17 protein-coding genes are annotated in these 19,384 nt (G+C 61.2%); 3 read left to right on the top strand and 14 right to left on the bottom strand.

The window, feature by feature from the left end:
* Positions 1 to 103: 103 nt before the first annotated feature.
* The 4 genes from JOY50_RS21000 to JOY50_RS20985 form a co-directional block, all read right to left on the bottom strand.
* Complete coding sequence (locus JOY50_RS21000; RefSeq protein WP_132846344.1) at positions 104 to 1,510, bottom strand: pitrilysin family protein; 1,407 nt, start codon at positions 1,508 to 1,510, stop codon at positions 104 to 106.
* 30 nt (positions 1,511 to 1,540) lie between these two features.
* Positions 1,541 to 3,199, bottom strand: a complete 1,659-nt coding sequence (locus tag JOY50_RS20995) for a Na/Pi cotransporter family protein (protein ID WP_019473451.1) — start codon at positions 3,197 to 3,199, stop codon at positions 1,541 to 1,543.
* A 238-nt stretch (positions 3,200 to 3,437) separates the two neighbouring features.
* Positions 3,438 to 4,208, bottom strand: coding sequence for a TerC family protein (locus tag JOY50_RS20990; protein ID WP_019473450.1), 771 nt, complete (start codon positions 4,206 to 4,208; stop codon positions 3,438 to 3,440).
* A gap of 69 nt (positions 4,209 to 4,277) precedes the next feature.
* The gene (locus JOY50_RS20985; RefSeq protein WP_016497440.1) at positions 4,278 to 5,585 is read right to left on the bottom strand and encodes a CitMHS family transporter; all 1,308 of its coding nucleotides are present in this window, start codon (positions 5,583 to 5,585) and stop codon (positions 4,278 to 4,280) included.
* Positions 5,586 to 5,852: 267 nt separating this feature from the next.
* Between JOY50_RS20985 and JOY50_RS20980 the strand changes: the two genes are divergently transcribed.
* Positions 5,853 to 6,254, top strand: a complete 402-nt coding sequence (locus JOY50_RS20980) for a GFA family protein (RefSeq protein ID WP_132846346.1) — start codon at positions 5,853 to 5,855, stop codon at positions 6,252 to 6,254.
* Positions 6,255 to 6,381: 127 nt separating this feature from the next.
* Here JOY50_RS20980 and JOY50_RS20975 read toward each other — a convergent pair whose 3' ends face one another.
* From JOY50_RS20975 to JOY50_RS20930, 10 genes are all read right to left on the bottom strand, one after another.
* On the bottom strand, positions 6,382 to 8,337 hold the full coding sequence (locus tag JOY50_RS20975) for a DUF4105 domain-containing protein (RefSeq protein WP_243055762.1): 1,956 nt from the start codon (positions 8,335 to 8,337) through the stop codon (positions 6,382 to 6,384).
* Entirely contained in the window at positions 8,334 to 8,654 is a 321-nt protein-coding gene (locus JOY50_RS20970) for a DUF2388 domain-containing protein (protein ID WP_019473446.1), read from the bottom strand. Before JOY50_RS20970 ends, JOY50_RS20975 begins: the two co-directional genes overlap by 4 nt.
* Positions 8,655 to 8,691: 37 nt before the next feature.
* Complete coding sequence (locus JOY50_RS20965; protein ID WP_019473445.1) at positions 8,692 to 8,985, bottom strand: DUF2388 domain-containing protein; 294 nt, start codon at positions 8,983 to 8,985, stop codon at positions 8,692 to 8,694.
* Positions 8,986 to 9,073: 88 nt separating this feature from the next.
* Positions 9,074 to 9,391: a DUF2388 domain-containing protein gene (locus JOY50_RS20960; RefSeq protein ID WP_019473444.1), complete on the bottom strand. Its 318-nt coding sequence runs from the start codon at positions 9,389 to 9,391 to the stop codon at positions 9,074 to 9,076.
* 304 nt (positions 9,392 to 9,695) lie between these two features.
* Positions 9,696 to 9,911 carry a DUF1127 domain-containing protein gene (locus tag JOY50_RS20955; RefSeq protein ID WP_012269957.1) on the bottom strand — a complete coding sequence of 72 codons (216 nt, stop codon included), beginning with the start codon at positions 9,909 to 9,911 and terminating at the stop codon, positions 9,696 to 9,698.
* A gap of 402 nt (positions 9,912 to 10,313) precedes the next feature.
* A complete protein-coding gene (locus JOY50_RS20950; RefSeq protein WP_063424583.1) occupies positions 10,314 to 11,807 on the bottom strand; it encodes an acetyl-CoA hydrolase/transferase family protein in 1,494 nt (497 codons plus the stop codon).
* Between the two features lie 186 nt (positions 11,808 to 11,993).
* A complete protein-coding gene (locus tag JOY50_RS20945) occupies positions 11,994 to 13,430 on the bottom strand; it encodes an NAD(P)(+) transhydrogenase (Re/Si-specific) subunit beta (protein WP_016484307.1) in 1,437 nt (478 codons plus the stop codon).
* Between the two features lie 2 nt (positions 13,431 to 13,432).
* On the bottom strand, positions 13,433 to 13,747 hold the full coding sequence (locus JOY50_RS20940; protein ID WP_016484308.1) for an NAD(P) transhydrogenase subunit alpha: 315 nt from the start codon (positions 13,745 to 13,747) through the stop codon (positions 13,433 to 13,435).
* 11 nt (positions 13,748 to 13,758) lie between these two features.
* The gene (locus JOY50_RS20935; RefSeq protein ID WP_016497449.1) at positions 13,759 to 14,880 is read right to left on the bottom strand and encodes a Re/Si-specific NAD(P)(+) transhydrogenase subunit alpha; all 1,122 of its coding nucleotides are present in this window, start codon (positions 14,878 to 14,880) and stop codon (positions 13,759 to 13,761) included.
* A gap of 436 nt (positions 14,881 to 15,316) precedes the next feature.
* Positions 15,317 to 16,216 carry a LysR family transcriptional regulator gene (locus JOY50_RS20930; RefSeq protein WP_132846349.1) on the bottom strand — a complete coding sequence of 300 codons (900 nt, stop codon included), beginning with the start codon at positions 16,214 to 16,216 and terminating at the stop codon, positions 15,317 to 15,319.
* Between the two features lie 161 nt (positions 16,217 to 16,377).
* On the opposite strand from JOY50_RS20930, the gene JOY50_RS20925 reads away from it, so the two are divergent.
* Together JOY50_RS20925 and JOY50_RS20920 are read left to right on the top strand one after the other, a co-directional pair.
* A complete protein-coding gene (locus JOY50_RS20925; protein ID WP_243055761.1) occupies positions 16,378 to 17,559 on the top strand; it encodes an acyl-CoA dehydrogenase in 1,182 nt (393 codons plus the stop codon).
* Positions 17,560 to 17,573: 14 nt separating this feature from the next.
* Entirely contained in the window at positions 17,574 to 18,794 is a 1,221-nt protein-coding gene (locus tag JOY50_RS20920; protein WP_243055760.1) for a CaiB/BaiF CoA-transferase family protein, read from the top strand.
* The last annotated feature ends 590 nt before the right edge of the window (positions 18,795 to 19,384 follow it).

Here is a 19,384-nt window from a genome sequence, read left to right as displayed (position 1 = left end):
GGATGAGGTGGCTGTACGGGCCCTTCGCGGGCATGCCCGCTCCCACAGGGTTCGGCGATAACGCCCGCGAAGGGGCTGGTACTGGCAAAAGGATACCGCCGATTCACCGCTGCCGTGTAGCACCACTCGGCCGCTCAGGTCCTGGCCGGCGCCAGCGCAGCAACCCTGCCGCCAGAATCAGCCCCACAAGCAAGGCGACCAGCCCGTAAAGCTCGTCATAGCCAAGCAACGGCTTCTCGATGCGCACATAGCCATCTTCCTTGAGCAGTTCTTTCAGCGCCTGGTTGGCCTGTTCAAGGCTGACCTGGCGCAGCTTGCGCACCGGGTTGGCAAAGCGCCCGTCGGTATAGTCGTTCAGCGCCCCCCAATAGTAGTCGGCCAGGGCGCTGTTGCCTTGGGTGCTCCAGCTTTCCTTGGCCACGCTGGCGTCCTTGATACGGGCGAAGGTGTCCGGGTCGAGGCCTTCCTTGCGCAGATGGTCGAACAGGGCCTGCATCACCTTGACTGCCTTGTCGATGTCATCGCGCTCAAGGTCCGCATTGAGGCTGAGCAGGCCAGTGTCGCCAAAGCTCTCACGCTGCACCGAGGGGCCGTACGACAGCCCGTTGCGCAGGCGCAGCTGGTCGTACAGCGCCCAGTCGAGATAGCGCGACAGCAGGTCGAGGGTAGCCTGGTGGTCGTTGTCCAGCACGGGCTCGATGAACAGCCAGTGCAGCTTCACACTATCGCCCAGCCAGCCGCGGGTCAGGTCGCGCCGCTGCTCCGCCTGGTGGGTGATGCTTTCAAGGTTGCGGCGTTCTTCCGGTTCAGTGGCGGGCAGCTCGCCAAAGGTCCGCTCCAGGTAGGCCGGTAGCAGGCGGTCGAGGCCACCGACCATGATCAGGGTCATGTTGTTGGCCGCGTACCAGCGGTCACGCAAAGCCTGCACCTGCTCCAGGGTCATGTCGTCGATATTGGAGCGCTCCGGGCATTTCAGGCCCAGCTCGGTCGCTAGCTGGGCGCTGGCGGGGTGGCCGATATCCTGGCGGTCGAGCCAGCGCTGCAGGTGGCCATAGTGCCCGCCATCTTCGCGTTCGATGATGCGCTTGGCGGTGGCCAAGGCCTTGGCATCGATAGGGGTGTCGCGGATGACCGCCAGCAGCAGGTCGAGGACCTTTCGCTGGTTGCGCGCCGGTGCTTCGATGACGAAGGTGGTGTCGGCGCTGCTGGTGTAGGCATTCCACTCGCCGCCCAGCGCTTGCAGGCGTTCTTCCAGGCCGCCCTCGCCTGTTTCGTCGATGCCGCTGAACAGCAGATGCTCAAGCAGGTGCGGCAGCTCTTTCTGCTCGCAGCCGAAGTCGTCCAGGCCCACCCCGACCACCAGGCGGATTGCTACGTGGTCACGTTCGTAGCCGTTTTTCAGGATGACCTGCAGGCCATTGGGCAGCAGGTAACCCTCAACCCGGGAACGGTCGAGGGCCAATGAGGGCAGGCTGCAGATCAGCAGGCAAACGAACATCAGGCAACGCATGGGCGAGCGAGGGTCCTTTTGTAGGCAGAATCAGGGCAGACGGGCTTCGTCCGGTACGCTGTCGAGCATCAGGCCGCCGGTGTCCGAGCCGCCCAGTACCACATAGGCACTGCTGCAGAACAAAGAGTTCAACCGTTTCATGTCGGCAATCAGTTCCAAGTGTAGCGAACTGGTCTCGATACTTTGCACCACCTTACGCTGCAAGCGGCTGACATGGGCGTGCGCCAGGCGCCGTTCCTGGGCGCGGAAACGGCGTTTTTCCCGTAGCAGCAGGCGGGCGCTTTCCGGGTCGGCACTGAGAAACACCGACAGGCCCAGGCGCAGGTTGGCCAGTAATTGCTCCTGCAGGCCGGTCAGCTCCTCCAGGCCTGTCTGGGAAAACTCCCGGCGCTGGCTGGTTTTCTGCTGCTGGACCTTGCGCAGCATGCGCTCGATCAGGTCGCAGGCCAGCTTGAGGTTGATCGCCAGTTCGATGATCTCGGCCCAACGGCGGTTGTCCTGCTCGCTGAGGTCTTCGCGCGACATCTGCGCCAGGTACAGCTTGATGGCGCTGTACAGCGCTTCGGCATCTTCACTCAGGGCGCGCACCTGCTGTGGCAGGGCGGTCTGGGTGCCGCGCAGGGCACCGAGCATGGCTTCGAGCAGGTTGTCGACGATATCGCCCAGGCGCAGGGTTTCGCGGCATGCGTTGGCCAAGGCCAGGCTGGGCGTTTCCAGTGCCGAAGGGTCGAGGTGCCGTGGGCGCCCTTGCCCGTTGCCTGTTTCGCGTTCGGGCAGCAGGGTATTGCACAGCCGGCCCATGAGTTTGACCGTGGGTAGCATGAGCAGGCAGCGCAGCGTGTTGTAGAGCAGGTGGAAGCCGATGACCAGCTCTTGTGGGCTGAAGCTCAGCGAGTCCATCCACGCCACCAACGGGTGCAGCACCGGGATGATCAGCAGCAGGCCGAGCAGCTTGTACAGCAGGCTGCCCAAAGCCACCCGGCGCCCGGCGGTGTTCTGCATGCTGGTGCTGATGAAGGCCAGCAAGCCACTACCGATGTTGGCGCCGACCACCAGGCCGATGGCCACCGGCAGGCTGATGAGCTCGGCGCCGGCCAGTGTCGCGGTGAGCAGCACGGCAGCCAGGCTGGAATAGGAAATCATGGCGAACATGGCGCCGACCAGGGCGTCCAGCATGATGTCGCCGGTCAGTGAAGCAAACAGCACTTTCACACCTTGGGCATGGGTGATTGGCGCAGCTGCCTGCACGATCAGCTCCAGTGCCAGAATGATCAGGCCCAGCCCGATCCCTACCCGCCCCAGCTGGCCAGCCCGTGTCTGCTTGCGCGAGAGGAAGAAAATAACGCCCAGGAAGATAAGCAGCGGCGACAGCCACGACAGGTCGAAGGTGAGTACCCGGGCCATCAGCGCGGTACCCACATCGGCACCCAGCATGATCGCCAAGGCCGGGGTCATAGCCATCAGGCCCTGGCCGACGAAGGACGTGACCAACATGGCCGTGGCGTTACTGCTTTGCACCATGGCAGTGACCAGAATGCCGGCGATGAATGCCAGCGGGCGCTTGTCCATGTTCTGGCTGATGATGCGTCGCAGGTTCGAGCCGAATACCCGAAGGATGCCGGTACGCACAATATGGGTGCCCCAGACCAGAAGCGTCACGGCCGAAAGCAGGTTGAGCAGGGTCAGCATGGCGAAGGCCCCCTGTTGCACTGGCCCAGCGGGCCAAGAAAAGAATCGTGAGCGTTTGAAGAATTTTCAGTGCTCACTCAAAGCTTTAGTTGTTTTGCGCAGCTGTCGCCAGCTTCGCATGGCAGTCATTTATTTGAAACAGAGCTCACATGAATGATTGCCTGTGCAGGCCCTCTTCAGGAAGGTGGGTATGCAAAAGGGCCCCGAAGGGCCCTTTTGTGTCCTGCACTTCCTGGTTTTATTGACCTGGAATGTCTTTGCGCAGTTTCACCGGGTCATGCTCTGTGCCTTTCTTGCGGGCCGAGGCGGTGCGCATGCGGATGTTGATAGCTTCCACTGCCAGCGAGAATGCCATGGCGAAGTAGACGTAGCCCTTTGGTACGTGCACCTCGAAAGCCTCGGCGATCAGCACGGTACCGACCACGATCAGGAACGACAGTGCGAGCATCTTCAGCGACGGGTGTTTGTCGATGAAATTGCTGATGGCACCGGCGCAGAGCATCATCACCAGCACGGCTACGACGATGGCGGCGATCATCACCGGCACGTGAGAAACCATGCCCACTGCGGTGATTACCGAGTCCAGCGAGAACACGATGTCGATGATGGCGATCTGGATGATGGTATAGAAAAACTTGCCACCCGCGCCTTTGGGCTCATCCGGGCTTTCATCTTCGCCTTCCAGGCCGTGGTAGATCTCTTGCGAGCTCTTCCATAGCAGGAACAGGCCACCGAAGAACAGGATCAGGTCCCGCCCGGAGATGCCCTGGCCGAATACCACGAACAGGTCGGCGGTAAGGCGCATGACCCAGGTAATCGACAGCAGCAGCATGATGCGGGTGACCATGGCCAGGGCCAGGCCGAAGATCCGGGTGCGCGGCTGCATGTGCTTGGGCATGCGGCTGACCAGGATCGAGATCATGATGATGTTGTCGATCCCGAGGACGATCTCAAGCGCGGTGAGGGTAAAAAAGGCAACCCAGATTTCCGGGCTGGTCAGCCATTCCATGTAATTTCCTTCGAGCGGTAATGGCAACGCGCCCTGGTCAGGGCGCGTCGCGTAGGTGATACGTATTTATTAAAGACTACTGAACAGCGGGAAAATCCCCATCAGCAGTGCGGCGAGCATTATGCACAGGCATACCAGCACTGCCCACTTGAGCGTGAAGCGCTGATGATCGCCGAACTCGATACCGGCCAGGGCCACCAGCAGGTAGGTGGAGGGTACCAGTGGGCTGAGCAGGTGTACCGGTTGCCCGACGATCGACGCACGGGCCATTTCCACCGGGGTGATGCCGTAGTGGCTGGCGGCTTCGGCCAGCACGGGCAATACGCCGTAGTAGAAGGCATCGTTGGACATGAAGAAGGTGAACGGCATGCTCACGATCGCGGTGATTACCGCCAGGTAGGGGCCGAGCGCTTCGGGGATGACCGCCAGCAGGCTTTTGGACATGGCGTCGACCATGCCGGTACCCGACAGGATGCCGGTGAAGATGCCGGCGGCGAAGATCAGCCCGGTCACGGCCAGCACGCTGCCGGCGTGGGCGGCGATGCGGTCCTTCTGCTGCTGCAGGCACGGGTAGTTGACGATCATGGCGATGCTGAAGGCGATCATGAACAGCACGGGCAGCGGCAGTACGCCGGCGATCAGCGCGACCATCAGGGCGGCGGTCAGGGCACCGTTGAAGTACAGCAGCTTGGGCCGGCGTGCTTCCGGGAATTGCGAAACGGTGATTTCGCTGTGGTCGATGTCGTCGGTCGGCAGGTGCAGTTCGCCCAGGCGGGCACGTTCACGCTTGCCGTACATGTAGGCAATGGCCAGGATCGCCACCACGCCGAACAACATGGCCGGGATCATCGGCACGAAGATGTCCGACGGGTCGACGTGCAGGGCACTGGCGGCACGTGCAGTCGGGCCACCCCAAGGGGTCATGTTCATCACCCCGCCGGCGAGAATGATCAGGCCGGCCATGATCCGCGGGCTCATGCCCAGGCGGCTGTACATCGGCAGCATGGCGGCGCAGCAGATCATGTAGGTGGTGGCGCCGTCACCGTCGAGGGAGACCACCAGGGCCAGCACGGCAGTGCCGACAGAAACCTTGAGCGGGTCGCCCTTGACCAGCTTGAGGATCTTGCGCACGGCCGGGTCGAACAGGCCGGAGTCGATCATCAGGGCGAAGTAGAGGATGGCGAACATCAGCATCACGCCGGTAGGTGCGAGCTTGCTGATGCCTTCGAGCATCATGGGGCCGATCTTGGCGGAGAAACCGCCGAACAGGGCGAACAGGATCGGTACCAGGATCAGCGCGATCAAGGCCGACAGGCGCTTGGTCATGATCAGGTACATGAAGGTGATGACCATGGCAAAGCCGAGGAAGGTCAGCATGGCAATACTCCAGGCGTGGCGCGGCGAAATGAAAGTCGATTCGGGCGGATCAGCGCGTCAGGCGCTGCGCAGGGAGCATGCGGAGGGGGACTGCAGGAAGGCGGGTACAGGAATACATCAGAATCACCATTGTTGTTGTTGATTGGGCCGGGCGCGGTGTTTACCGGGTGCCCTGGCTGACCGGTCTTGTGCCGGTAGTGGGGGCTATCCTATGAGGGCAAGCTTTCAGCCAGCTTTCGCCGAGGCAAAGGCGACGAGAGGTAGGTGATGCAGAATGTGACCGAAGGAGGCTGCCATTGCGGCGCCTTGCGTTACCGGTTGGAGGGTGACCTGACAGACATTGCCCACTGCCACTGTACGATTTGCCGACGGGTAAGCGGCGGGCTGGTGGTGACCTGGGTCACCCTGCCCCGTTCGGGGTTTGTGTGGCTGGCGGGTGAACCGAACTGCTATGTGGCGCCGGCCAGTTGCAGCCGGTACTTCTGCGGGCATTGTGGGGCGCACGTGGCGCTGGTGACCACGCACAGCCCTGAGACGGTTGATGTGACGGTGGCGACCCTGGATCACCCGGAGCGGGTTAGGGCCAACCGGCATATCTGGGTGGGCAGCCGGTTGGCCTGGCTGCATCTGGATGAGGATTTGCCAGAAGAGGATGGCGAAAGCCAGTAAGCAATTGTGCTGGTGCTGCAGGCCCTATCGCCGGCAAGCCAGCTCCTACAGGTACTGCGCAGTATTCAAGGCCTGTGCAGAATTTGTGGGAGCTGGCTTGCCGGCGATAGGGCCGGTACAGCCATGCTTACAATTGCAGGCCACCCGCCGCTTTGTGCAGCGCCCGCAAATGCTCACCGATCTGCTTCACATTGGCCTCGACCGCGGCAATTTCCTTGGCGCGCGATGGCTCCAGCAGTGCCCTCACCTCTTTGTCCAGGCTGGTGCTCAAGCGCAACAGCTGCGCCTGGCGTTCGCTGCTCACCTGCTCAAGGTGCTTACGCTCCTCGGGTTGTGGCAACCCGTAGCCCTTGGCATCGAGCAACTCTGCAGGGCGGCTGAGGAAACCGCTGTTGGCGAGCATCTGCTTGAGGGTTGCGTCAGCTTTGTTGATGCTGCCATCTTTCAGCGCCGCAGCATTCAGGTAGCGCTGCTTGACCTCGTCCTGGGCCAGCAGCAGCTGCCGGCGCAAGCTGGCCTGTTCCAGCAGCAGCAATGCTGCGCTGGTGCGCAGGTCGGCCTTGGCGAACCAAGGGCGGCGTTGTTCGGCATCCAGGGCTAGCCAGTCTTCAACCAGGGCCTGCTTGATCGGTAACTGTTTCTTCAGCACCTCGAACATGGCCTGGTAGCGGTTGCGGTAGGAGTCGAAGCGATAGCCCAGGCGTAATGCCTCGCGCGGGTCGTCGAGCACGCTGGTGTCGGCCAGCCCCCTGCCCTTGAGCACGGCCAGCAAACCGTTGGGCATGATGCTGTCGAGGTCGTTCAGGCGTGGGTTGGCGGTGCCGCTGCGCAGCAGTTTCAGTGACTCCACCGCACAGTTGTTGGACAGGAACCAATAGTTGCCGTCATAGCTCCAGTGCATCTCGGCGGCCTGACGCACCAGGTTCTCGACTTCATCGCGGCTGAGCTTCAGGGGTACCGAGGCTAGGCTACGCAGTTCGGTCTTGGTGTATTCGTCGATCACCTGGCCCAGCGGCAGTACGAACAATCGTGAGGGGTACACACCGACCAGGCCGTCCCAGCTGGACAGCTGCACGTCGTTGACGAAGGCGCGGTACGACAGCACCAGGCTCTGGTCGAGGTCCAGGCGGCAGTCTGGACCGCGTGGGCGGCCGGGCTTGCAGATCACCAGGCGCAGCATGCTGTGGCCCCAGCGGCTGACCAGGTTCTGGTTGGCTTCGGCCAGCAGGTAGTCCACTTCATAGACCCGCTCGGGGTCGATTTCACCCAGCGGCTGGCGCGCGAAGTCGCTACCCGCGTTGATGAACGGCAGGCCCTTGGCGCAGGTGTCCTGTTGCGGTGCCCAGCCGAAGTGCTCGCGCAGGTACTGGTTAAGCGCCGGGCGGCGGCAGCCGTAGCTCGGGTCGAGGAGGAAGTACTCCATGTTGACCGCGATGTACTCCTTGGGGCTGCTCAGCTCATAACTGTCGGGGCTGCGCACGAACTGGCCATTGTGCTGTTCGCGCTCGCCGCGTCGGCCCACGTACTGCTGCCAGCCGGCCAGGTCGAGCAAGCGCGGGTCGTCGCTGAGGGTGAAGCGGCGCTCGGCCTGGCCGCGGCACGCCTCGGGCAGGCCAACCTTGCCCAGCGTGCCTTGCTGGCGCTTGCAGCGGGCGATCAGCGAATTTTCGGGACCGGGCCACAGGCGCGCGCGGTCGTAGATATGGGTGAGCTCGTGCAACACGGTGGCCAGCAGTTCTTCACGTACTGTGCCGTGGGGGCGGTTGGTGCGCTCGGTGGCTGCGCTGCCGTCAGTGAGGCTGGGCAGCAAGCGACGGTTGAGCTCAAGGGTGGACACCAGCGATGCCTGGCCGTAGGCATCGGCCGGCATGGTGTCGCTCCAGCTGACCCGCACGCGACGGTCCAGCTGCTGCTTGAAGCGAGGGGGCAGCTTGCCCATGGCCTCGTCAAGCAGGGCCTGGGTGGCTTGGGTTTGTTGTGGGTCGAGGCCGGATGCCTGCAGCTGGAGCTGCAGGTCGGCCAATGCGGGCGTACCGAGCAGCGTCAGGGCGCAGCCGAGCAGCCAGGTACGCATACGGTTCACAGTGCGAGGATGGCTTCGGCCAGTACCTGGTCGCTGGCGCCGCGTGCTTCTGGCACACGCTCGCGCAGGGTGCTGAAGGCGGCTTCAAGCTGGACACCCCGAATGTCGCCATTGCTGGCGACGAAGCTGGCGGCGTCATCGTGAGCTTCGCGTACCACTTTGGAGTCGCGAATTGAGGTGGTGGTGTCTGAGGTGAAGTCGATCGAGCGGCCAAAGGCACGCACGATGATGTTGCTGGTGGCCACCAAGGTCTGTGCATGGGCCAGGTCGGCCAGTAGCAGCATGCCGAGGGTAGCGGCAATCAGCGGTTTACGCATGGAGCATCTCCGAAAAAATACAGGGAGTCAGATGTAGCTATTGGACGAGAATTGCCTGCGCCAGTTCCAGATCGCCGACGGCGTGCTGTGAACAATTGTGGCGTAATGATTCCAGCGCGGCCTCCAGCCGCACACCGCGGATCTGGCCGTCACTGGCAACGAAGGCGGCAGCATCGTCGCGTGCCTGGCGGACCAGTTTGCGATCAAACGGTGCGCTGGTGACCTGGCTGGTGACATAGCCAGTGATGACCAGGCTTTGCGTGGTGGTATCCATGGCATGGGCACTGGCCATACCTGCAACGGAGAACAGCAGCGGCAACAGATAACGCATGGGCTCTACAACGGCTGGGAACGGGGGCGACAAAGGCGGGTGCAGCTGTGCGTGTTGTAACCCGCACAGCTGAACGGCTCAGCCGGGGTCAGAGCGCCAGGATGGCCTGGGCCAGTTGCGCGTCGCTTGCTTGCAGGGCCGGCATCTGCGAGCGGATGTGCAGGAAAGCGCTTTCCAGCTTGGCACCGCGGATGTCGCCCTGGCTGCCAACGAAGCTGGCGGCGTCGTCACGGGCGGCCTGGACAATCTTGTCGTCACGGAACGATGAGGAGATATCGGAGGTGGCATCGGTGGACGCGGCCACTGCGCCAACGACGGCATCGGTGGTGACAACGAAGCTGGTGGCGTGTGCGGTGCCGGCCAGGCTCAGCATCAGGGCGGCGCCAATCAGGTGTTTACGGGACATGATGGTGGACTCCTGGACTAGGATCGAGTGGTTCTGCTTATCGGACGCTCACACAGCTCGTCGCGGTACGTTTAACAGCGGGTTTCAACAGACTGTTAAGCCAAGCGTATCACGCGCCGTTGTTTGTGGAGGTTAATGAACGGCACGCCAATTAACTGTACCTGTATGTCTTTGGTTTATTTCAAACTGTACTGGTAAGCCTACGAGCGGCTCTAGCGTGCGGCCTGGAAATAAAAAACCCGTCGCAGTTACCTGCAACGGGTTTGGGAATTAGCGGTGCCGGCCGAAGCCGGCAAGCCGGTGCTTAGCGCCAGAAAGGCTTGCTCAGCTCTTCGTAACGCTGCGACTCGCTGATGCCGGCGTCGGCCAGCAGACGGCTGTCCAGGCGAGCCAGTTGACGGCGGCTGGCCATGCGGCGCTGCCACAGCAGCAGGGTGGACAGTGCGCGCAGCGGCATCGAGGCGTTGGATTGCTGGGCGTTGCTTTCAAAAACCAGACCGGAACTGAGGGTACGTTCCATGATGCTTCATCCTTCCGCTTATGGCGGGATTAGGTAGTGATTTAACTGATGCCAATGATCCTCCTCTATTGTCCATAACAGTAGATACAGTTCTGTTGAAAGACGATGGCTCAGTTAACTGTGTAACCCTACTGTTGCACTCGAAAATGGCGCAACTGTACTGGTCCGCACGAATATGGTGCGTTTTAAGGACGTGAGTGGGTTTCGAACGGCGAGGATCGGCAGAAAACCGGTACAGTAGAACAGTTTATGTTACGTTAGCTGGCGGAACTGTGCAGCACAGTCTTGTAGGAGCGGCCTTGTGTCGCGATAGGGCCGCAGAGCGGCCCCAGTATTGCGATGTCAAAGCTGAGTTAGAAGGGGCTGCTGTACAGCCCCTCGCGACACAAAGCCGCGCCTGCATCAGCTGGCCAGCATGCGCCCGGTTTCTTCCAGGTTCTCGTGCCAGCTCAGCGCTTCACGCAGGATGTGCGGGGTATGGCCGCCGCGCTGGCAGGCGCGATCGAAGTAGTCGTTCAGCGCAGCGCGGTAGTCTGGGTGCACACAGTTGTCGATGATCGCCCGTGCCCGCTCGCGCGGCGCCAGGCCACGCAGGTCGGCCAGGCCTTGCTCGGTCACCAGGATGTCCACGTCATGCTCGGTGTGGTCGACATGGCTGACCATCGGCACTACGCTGGAAATCGCGCCGCCCTTGGCAATCGACTTGGTGACGAATACGGCTAGGTGGGCGTTGCGGGCGAAGTCGCCCGAGCCGCCAATGCCGTTCATCATCCGGGTGCCGCACACGTGGGTGGAGTTGACGTTGCCGTAGATATCGAACTCCAGTGCGGTGTTGATCCCAATGATCCCTAAGCGACGTACCACTTCCGGGTGGTTGGAGATTTCTTGCGGGCGCAGCACCAGCTTGTCCTTGTACCGCTCCAGGTTGCCGAACACGTCGGCATTGCGGCGGCCAGACAAGGTGATCGAGCTGCCAGACGCGAAGCTCAGCTTGCCAGCGTCGATCAGGTCGAAGGTGGAGTCCTGCAGTACTTCGGAGTACATGGTCAGGTCTTCGAACGGCGACTCGATCAGGCCGCACATCACCGCGTTGGCGATGCTGCCGATACCGGCTTGCAGCGGGCCGAGCTTATTGGTCATGCGGCCAGCTTCAACTTCTTGTTTGAGGAAGTTGATCAGGTGGTCGGCGATGCCCTGGGTTTCGTCGTCCGGCGGCAGTACGGTGGACGGCGAGTCTGGCTGGTTGCTGATGACGATGCCGACAATCTTGGCCGGGTCGATCGGGATGGCGGTGCTGCCGATGCGGTCGTCGACCTTGACCAGCGGGATTGGTGTGCGGGTCGGGCGGTAGGTCGGGATATAGATGTCGTGCAGGCCTTCGAGGTTGGGGTTGTGCGAGAGGTTGATCTCGACAATCACCTGCTTGGCAAAGATCGCGAAGCTGGCCGAGTTGCCCACCGAAGTGGTTGGCACGATGTGGCCTTGCTCGGTGATGGCCACCGCTTCGATGACAGCGATGTCCGGCAGCTTCAGCTGCTGGTTACGCAGTTGTTCGACGGTTTCCGACAGGTGCTGGTCGATGAACATCACCTGGCCGTCGTTGATGGCCTTGCGCAGGGTGCTGTCGACCTGGAACGGCATGCGGCGAGCCAGCACGCCGGCCTCGGTCAGTTGCTTGTCCAGGTCGTTGCCCAGGCTGGCGCCGGTCATCAGGCTGATTTTCAGTGGCGACTGCTTGGCACGTTCGGCCAGTGCATGCGGTACGGCCTTGGCTTCGCCGGCGCGGGTGAAACCGCTCATGCCGACAGTCATGCCGTCCTCGATCAGACCAGCGGCATCAGCCGCACTCATTACCTTGCTGTGCAGGGAGGACAAGCGGATACGATCACGGTACATGGATTGTTATCTCGGGCTACTGAAACTACTGCAGCGCAGTCTAGAGATTTAGCCCATTGCCGTCCCACGACCATGGTCGTATGAGAAGCCTTGAAGTAGAGCCATTGATCCGGATCAATAAAAGGAAAGCCCCGGCAGAATCTGACCGGGGCTTCCTTTATATCAATTGGTTTGCAGCGGCGGTTTTCACTCCACCGCCTTCACCATGTCCTCGATGACTTTCTTGGCGTCACCGAACACCATCATGGTCTTGTCCAGGTAGAACAGTTCGTTGTCCAGGCCGGCATAGCCGCTGGCCATGGAGCGCTTGTTGACGATGATGGTCTTGGCCTTGAACGCTTCGAGGATCGGCATGCCGGCGATTGGCGATTTGGGGTCGTTCTTCGCCGCCGGGTTGACCACGTCGTTGGCGCCCAGTACCAGCACCACGTCGGCCTGGCCAAACTCGGCGTTGATGTCGTCCATCTCGAACACCTGATCGTACGGTACTTCGGCCTCGGCCAGCAGTACGTTCATGTGCCCGGGCATGCGGCCCGCCACCGGGTGGATTGCATACTTCACGGTGACGCCGTTGTGGGTCAGCTTCTCGGTCAGCTCCTTCAGCGCGTGCTGGGCACGGGCCACCGCCAGGCCGTAACCCGGGACGATGATCACGCTGTCGGCGTTACTGAGCAGGAAGGTGGCATCGTCGGCCGAACCGGACTTCACCGGGCGCTGCTCTTTCGAGCCTTGCGCTGCGCCGGCGTCGGTGTCGCCGCCAAAGCCACCGAGGATGACGTTGAAGAACGACCGGTTCATCGCCTTGCACATGATGTACGAGAGGATGGCACCGGACGAACCCACCAGCGAGCCTGCGATGATCAGCATCGAGTTGTTCAGCGAGAAGCCGATACCGGCCGCCGCCCAGCCCGAATAGCTGTTGAGCATCGACACCACCACCGGCATGTCGGCGCCGCCGATCGGGATGATGATCAGCACGCCCATGACGAAGGCCAGGGCCAGCATCAGGGTGAAGGCGCTGTAATGACCGGTGAAGGTGAACAGCAGGCCAAGGGCGATGGTGGTAAGGCCCAGGATCAGGTTCAGTTTGTGCTGGCCGGGGAACTGTACCGGTGCGCCCTGGAACAGGCGGAACTTGTACTTGCCCGACAGCTTGCCGAAGGCGATCACCGAACCGGAGAAGGTGATTGCACCGATGGCGGCGCCGAGGAACAGCTCCAGTCGGTTACCGGTGGGGATCGGGTCGGTGATTGCGGCAACGATGCCCATCGACTGCGGCTCCAGCACGGCGGCGATGGCGATGAACACCGCAGCCAGGCCGATCATGCTGTGCATGAAGGCGACCAGTTCCGGCATCTTGGTCATCTCGACGCGCTTGGCCATGATCGAACCGGCGGTACCACCGACCAGCAGGCCGACGATGACGTAGCCAATACCCGCAGTAGCCAGCTCGGCGCCCAGCTTATAGATGAGGCCAACCGTGGTCAGCATGGCGATGCCCATGCCGATCATGCCGAACAGGTTGCCGCGACGCGACGTGGTCGGGTGCGACAGGCCCTTGAGCGCCTGGATGAAGCATACCGAAGCGACCAGGTACAGAAGTGTTACCAGATTCATGCTCATGCTTACTTCTGCCCCTCGTTCTTGGCTTTCTTCTTGAACATCTCAAGCATGCGGCGGGTGACCAGGAAGCCACCGAACACATTGACCGCGGCCAGGGCCACGGCGAGGGTGCCCATCAGCTTGCCGGCAGGGGTCACGGTGAGGGCGGCGGCCAGCATGGCGCCGACGATCACGATGGCAGAGATAGCGTTGGTCACGGCCATCAGCGGCGTGTGCAGGGCCGGGGTGACGTTCCACACCACGTGGTAGCCCACATAGATGGCCAGCACGAAGATGATCAGGTTGTAGATGCCATGGGAAATTAGCATGTCTTCCATTGTCGTGCTCCTTAGCCGTTCTTGCGGACGACTTGACCATCACGGCACATGAGGCAGGCCGCGACGATGTCGTCTTCGAGGTTGATGACCAGCGCGCCGTCTTTGTCGAACAGCAGCTTCATGAAGTCCAGCAGGTTGCGCGCATACAGCGCCGAGGCATCGGCACCCAGCTGAGCTGGCAGGTTGGTCGGGCCGACGATGGTCACGCCGTTTTCCTTTACCACCTGGTCAGCAACGGTGAGCGGGCAGTTGCCACCTTGGGCTGCAGCGAGGTCGATGACCACCGAGCCAGGCTTCATCTGCGCAACGGTTTCTGCGCTGAGCAGCGTGGGTGCCTTGCGGCCTGGGATCAGCGCCGTGGTGATGACGATATCCGCTTGCCTGGCGCGCTCGTGCACGGCCTGGGCCTGGCGTTGCATCCAGCTGGCTGGCATGGGGCGGGCGTAACCGCCAACGCCTTCAGCGCACTCGCGTTCCTCATCGGTCTCGTAAGGCACGTCGATGAACTTGGCACCCAGCGACTCGATCTGCTCCTTCACAGCCGGACGTACGTCGGACGCTTCGATCACTGCACCCAGGCGCTTGGCGGTGGCGATGGCCTGCAGGCCGGCAACACCCGCCCCCAGGATCAGCACGCGCGCGGCCTTCACGGTACCGGCGGCGGTCATCAGCATGGGCATGAAGCGTGGGTAGTAATGGGCAGCCAGCAACACGGCCTTGTAACCGGCAATGTTGGCCTGCGACGACAGCACGTCCAGGCTCTGCGCCCGCGAGGTGCGTGGCGCGGCTTCCAGGGCGAAAGCGGTGATGCCGCGTTCGGCCATCTTGCCGATCAGTTCACTGTTGAAGGGGTTGAGCATGCCCGCCAGCAGGCTGCCACTGTTGATCAGGGCCAGCTCCTGGTCGTTGGGGGCGACCACCTTGAGTACCAATTGGGCGCCATAGGCATCGGCTGCGCTCCCAAGGGAAGCGCCCACGGCCTCATAGGCACTGTCCGGAATGCTGGCGTTGAGCCCTGCCCCCCGTTGGACGGTGACCTGATGGCCCTGGCCAATCAGTTTCTTGATGGTTTCCGGGGTCGCTGCGACCCTTGTCTCACCGGTCTGCGTCTCGAGAGGAACACCAATGTGCACGACTATTTCTCCTGCGGTGACCTTTTGTCTTTGTATGAGCCAGCGCACTTCGGATGGTGCGCTGGGGCGGCTGTGGAGCGCCGACCCGCCGAATCCCGGGCGGGCGAAGCATTTTGCAGACGAACCCGGGGGCCTTCAACCGGTTATGGAGCGAAACGAAGTTAAAACTACAAGTCACCCTGTGACCGCTTGTCGCAGCGGTATGGCTCCAGCCCGTCAAACATAGGCTATTGGGAGATTAGGAGAGAAAATCAAAAATATTTCGGTTAATTCGCTTATTGCACGGTGAGTGTCGCAAAATACCGCGCAAAGCCGCGTGGTTAGCAGGGTTAAAGGGAGTTTTCACTCTGGCATAACAGTTTATGCATATGCGACAAATACATACATCTGTAGGTGTTTAAAATAATTGACTACAGAGTCAATTTGTCGCACTTGGTCAAGTTGCTGAGGTGTAGGCCTGGGCCTGGCTAACCAGCCAGTCGCGGAAGGCGCGCAGCGAGGCCGACTCTACCTTGCGTTCCGGAATCATCAGATAGTAGGCCTTGTCGCTGATCAGGGCATGCCTGTTAGCGACCACCAGCCTACCCTCCCCCAGCTCACGCTGGATCAGGAACGGCGGAATCAGTGCGATCCCCATTTCATGTATGGCCGCCTGGGCGAGCATCGAGAATAGTTCATAACGCGGGCCTGTCATGTCGCGTTCCACATTCATCCCCAAACTGCCGAACCACTGCCGCCAGGCGTAGGGGCGCGTACTTTGCTGCAGCAATGGCAGTTGGGCGATGCGCTGTGTTTCAAGCATGCCCTGCCCGGCCAGCAATGTCGGGCTGCAGACGGGGACCGGGTTCTCCCCCATCAGCCGGTGCGACTGGGTGCCGGACCAGTCGGCATCACCGAAATAGATAGCGGCATCGAAGGGGGTGTCGGCGAACAGGAATGGCCGGGTGCGGTTGGTGAGGTTGACCGTGACCTCCGGATGGCGTTGCTGGAAGTCCTTCAGGCGCGGAAGCAGCCATTGGGTACCAAAGGTAGGCACTACGGCCAGTTCGATCACGCTGGCGCCCTGCTGGCCCATCACCGACAGGGTATCGCGCTCTACGGCGTCCAGTTGGGCGGCAACCTGGCGGCTATAGGAAAGCCCGGCCTCGGTCAGCTTCACGCCGCGGCGCGAACGGCGGAACAGTTCCACATTGAGGAAGGCTTCAAGGCCGCCAATCTGCCGACAAACGGCACCCTGGGTCAGGGCGAGTTCCTGCGCAGCCTTGGTAAAGCTCTCGTGGCGCGCCGCCGCCTCGAAGCAAACCAGGGCGGCGGTGCTGGGGATCTTGCGGCGCATGTACGTCAACCTCACTCGTAAGGCTGTTTATAAGGTGTTTTACCGATCTACGAAGTGACAAATTATCACTAATTGGTGCGCAATCCTCGTTTGTCCCGGCGGCCGATCAGGCCTAGGCTCAAAGGCACAAGAAACTGCCCCCTATTTCGAGGATTTCGCTCATGGCCGGTAAAGCAAGCTTCCACTGGATCGACCCGCTGCTGCTGGATCAGCAGCTCACTGAAGAAGAGCGCATGGTGCGTGACAGCGCTTATCAGTTCGCCCAGGACAAGCTGGCCCCGCGTGTGCTCGAGGCCTTCCGCCACGAGCAGACCGACCCGGCGATCTTCCGCGAGATGGGGGAAATTGGACTGCTGGGTGCCACCATTCCCGAGCAATACGGCGGCAGCGGGCTGAACTATGTGTGCTATGGCCTGATCGCCCGTGAGGTTGAGCGTATCGATTCGGGTTATCGCTCGATGATGAGTGTGCAGTCGTCGCTGGTGATGGTGCCGATCAACGAGTTTGGTACCGAGGCACAAAAGCAGAAGTACCTGCCCAAGCTCGCCAGTGGCGAGTGGATCGGTTGTTTCGGCCTGACCGAGCCTAACCATGGCTCCGACCCTGGCTCGATGATCACCCGCGCAAGGAAGGTCGAGGGCGGTTACCGTCTGACCGGGAGCAAGATGTGGATCACCAACAGCCCCATCGCTGATGTATTCGTGGTCTGGGCCAAGGACGATGCGGGGGATATCCGCGGCTTTGTCCTGGAAAAAGGCTGGCAGGGCCTCAGCGCCCCGGCAATCCATGGCAAGGTCGGCCTGCGCGCCTCGATCACCGGTGAAGTGGTCATGGACAATGTGTTCGTGCCAGAAGAGAACATCTTCCCGGATGTGCGCGGTCTCAAAGGCCCGTTCACCTGCCTCAACTCCGCCCGCTATGGCATCTCGTGGGGGGCGCTGGGTGCGGCCGAAGCCTGCTGGCACACCGCGCGTCAGTACACCCTGGAGCGTCAGCAGTTCGGCCGCCCTCTGGCTGCCAACCAGCTGATCCAGAAGAAGCTGGCCGACATGCAGACCGAAATCACCCTGGCACTGCAAGGCTGCCTGCGCCTGGGGCGTATGAAGGATGAAGGTACGGCTGCTGTGGAAATTACCTCGATCATGAAGCGCAACTCTTGCGGCAAGGCGCTGGATATCGCCCGCATGGCGCGCGACATGCTGGGTGGCAACGGCATCTCCGATGAGTTTGGCGTGGCCCGTCACCTGGTAAACCTGGAGGTGGTCAACACCTATGAAGGTACTCACGACGTGCATGCACTGATCCTGGGGCGTGCGCAGACCGGTATCCAGGCCTTCTATTAATAAGGAACCAGCCCATGGGCGCGCTATCACATCTGCGGGTGTTGGACCTTTCGCGCGTGTTGGCCGGCCCATGGTCTGGCCAGATTCTCGCTGACCTGGGCGCTGACGTTATAAAGGTGGAGCGCCCGGGCAGTGGTGACGATACCCGCGCGTGGGGGCCGCCCTTCCTCAAGGATGCCGAGGGTGAAAACACCAGCGAGGCGGCTTACTACCTGTCGGCCAACCGTAACAAGCGGTCGGTGACCATCGACTTCACCCGGCCTGAAGGGCAGCGCCTGGTGCGTGAGTTGGCGGCGAAGTCCGATATTGTCATCGAGAACTTCAAGGTGGGTGGTTTGGCGGCCTATGGGCTGGACTACCAAAGCCTGAAGGCGATCAACCCGCAGCTTATCTATTGCTCCATTACCGGTTTTGGCCAGACCGGGCCGTATGCCAAGCGTGCGGGTTATGACTTCATGATCCAGGGGCTGGGTGGGCTGATGAGTCTGACCGGCCGCCCGGAGGGTGAGGACGGCGCTGGGCCGGTCAAGGTGGGCGTGGCGCTTACCGACATCCTTACCGGGCTGTACTCCACGGTGGCCATGCTTGCCGCCCTTGCCCATCGGGAGCAGACCGGGGCGGGCCAGCATGTCGACATGGCGTTGCTCGATGTACAGGTAGCCTGCCTGGCGAACCAGGCCATGAATTACCTGACCACGGGCAACCCGCCTCGGCGCCTGGGCAATGCGCACCCTAATATAGTGCCCTACCAGGACTTCCCGACGGCGGATGGCGACTTCATTCTTACCGTGGGCAACGACGGCCAGTTCCGCAAGTTTGCCGAAGTGGCCGGGCAGCCACAATGGGCGGACGATCCACGCTTCCTTACTAACAAGCAGCGGGTGGCCAACAGGGCCGAGCTGATTCCACTGATTCGCCAGGCCACGGTATTCAAGACAACCGCCGAATGGGTTGCCCAGCTGGAGGCTGCTGGGGTGCCGTGCGGGCCTATCAATGACCTGGCGCAGATGTTCCAGGACCCACAGGTGATGGCGCGTGGGTTGGCGGTGAACATTCCGCATCCATTGGCGGGTAGCGTGCCGCAGGTAGCCAGCCCTATACGGTTGTCGGAGACGCCGGTGGAGTATCGACGGGCGCCGCCGCTGTTGGGTGAGCATACCGAGGCGGTACTGGGGGAAGTGCTGGGGCTGGAGGCAAGTGAGGTGCAGCGCTTGCGCGAGGCCGGCGTGCTCTAGAAACAGCTGGTGCTATATAAAAGCAGGGAGGCCGCCAGGCCTCCCTGCTTTGCTTTTCGCCGATATTAAGGTTTCTTGAAATTAAAGGTTGACGAGGTTTCGAATCCCCTTATAATGCGCCCCACTTCCAGCGGCATCGGAACGACAAACTCCTTGAGATTCAATGAGTTAAGTAGTTAAGGTGATGCTGAAAGGGCTACGATCAACTGATCGCAAGCGGTTGAAATGGTGGTTGACAGCGCTTCTAAACGCTGTATGATTCACCTCCCGCTACGAGAGATCGCAGCGAGTTAAGTGTCTGAAGTTAAACGAGTTTCTCGCAAAAAACTTCAAAATAAACGCTTGACAGGCTCTGAGGAAAGCGTAGAATGCGCGCCTCGGTTGAGACGAAAAGCTCTTAACCAAACGCTCTTTAACAAATCGAATCAAGCAATTCGTGTGGGTGCTTGTGAGTATGGACTGATAGTCAAAAAGATTATCAGCATCACAAGTGACCATGCGAGAAATCACATAGTCATTTGAGATTGCTGAGCCAAGTTTAGGGTTTCTTAAAAACCCAAGCAGTATTGAACTGAAGAGTTTGATCATGG

Source organism: Pseudomonas sp. BP01, assembly GCF_022760795.1.
Taxonomy (GTDB): Bacteria; Pseudomonadota; Gammaproteobacteria; order Pseudomonadales; family Pseudomonadaceae; genus Aquipseudomonas; species Aquipseudomonas putida_Q.
The sequence above is the reverse complement of the archived record's forward strand: the minus strand, read 5'-3'. Positions and strand labels throughout refer to the sequence as shown.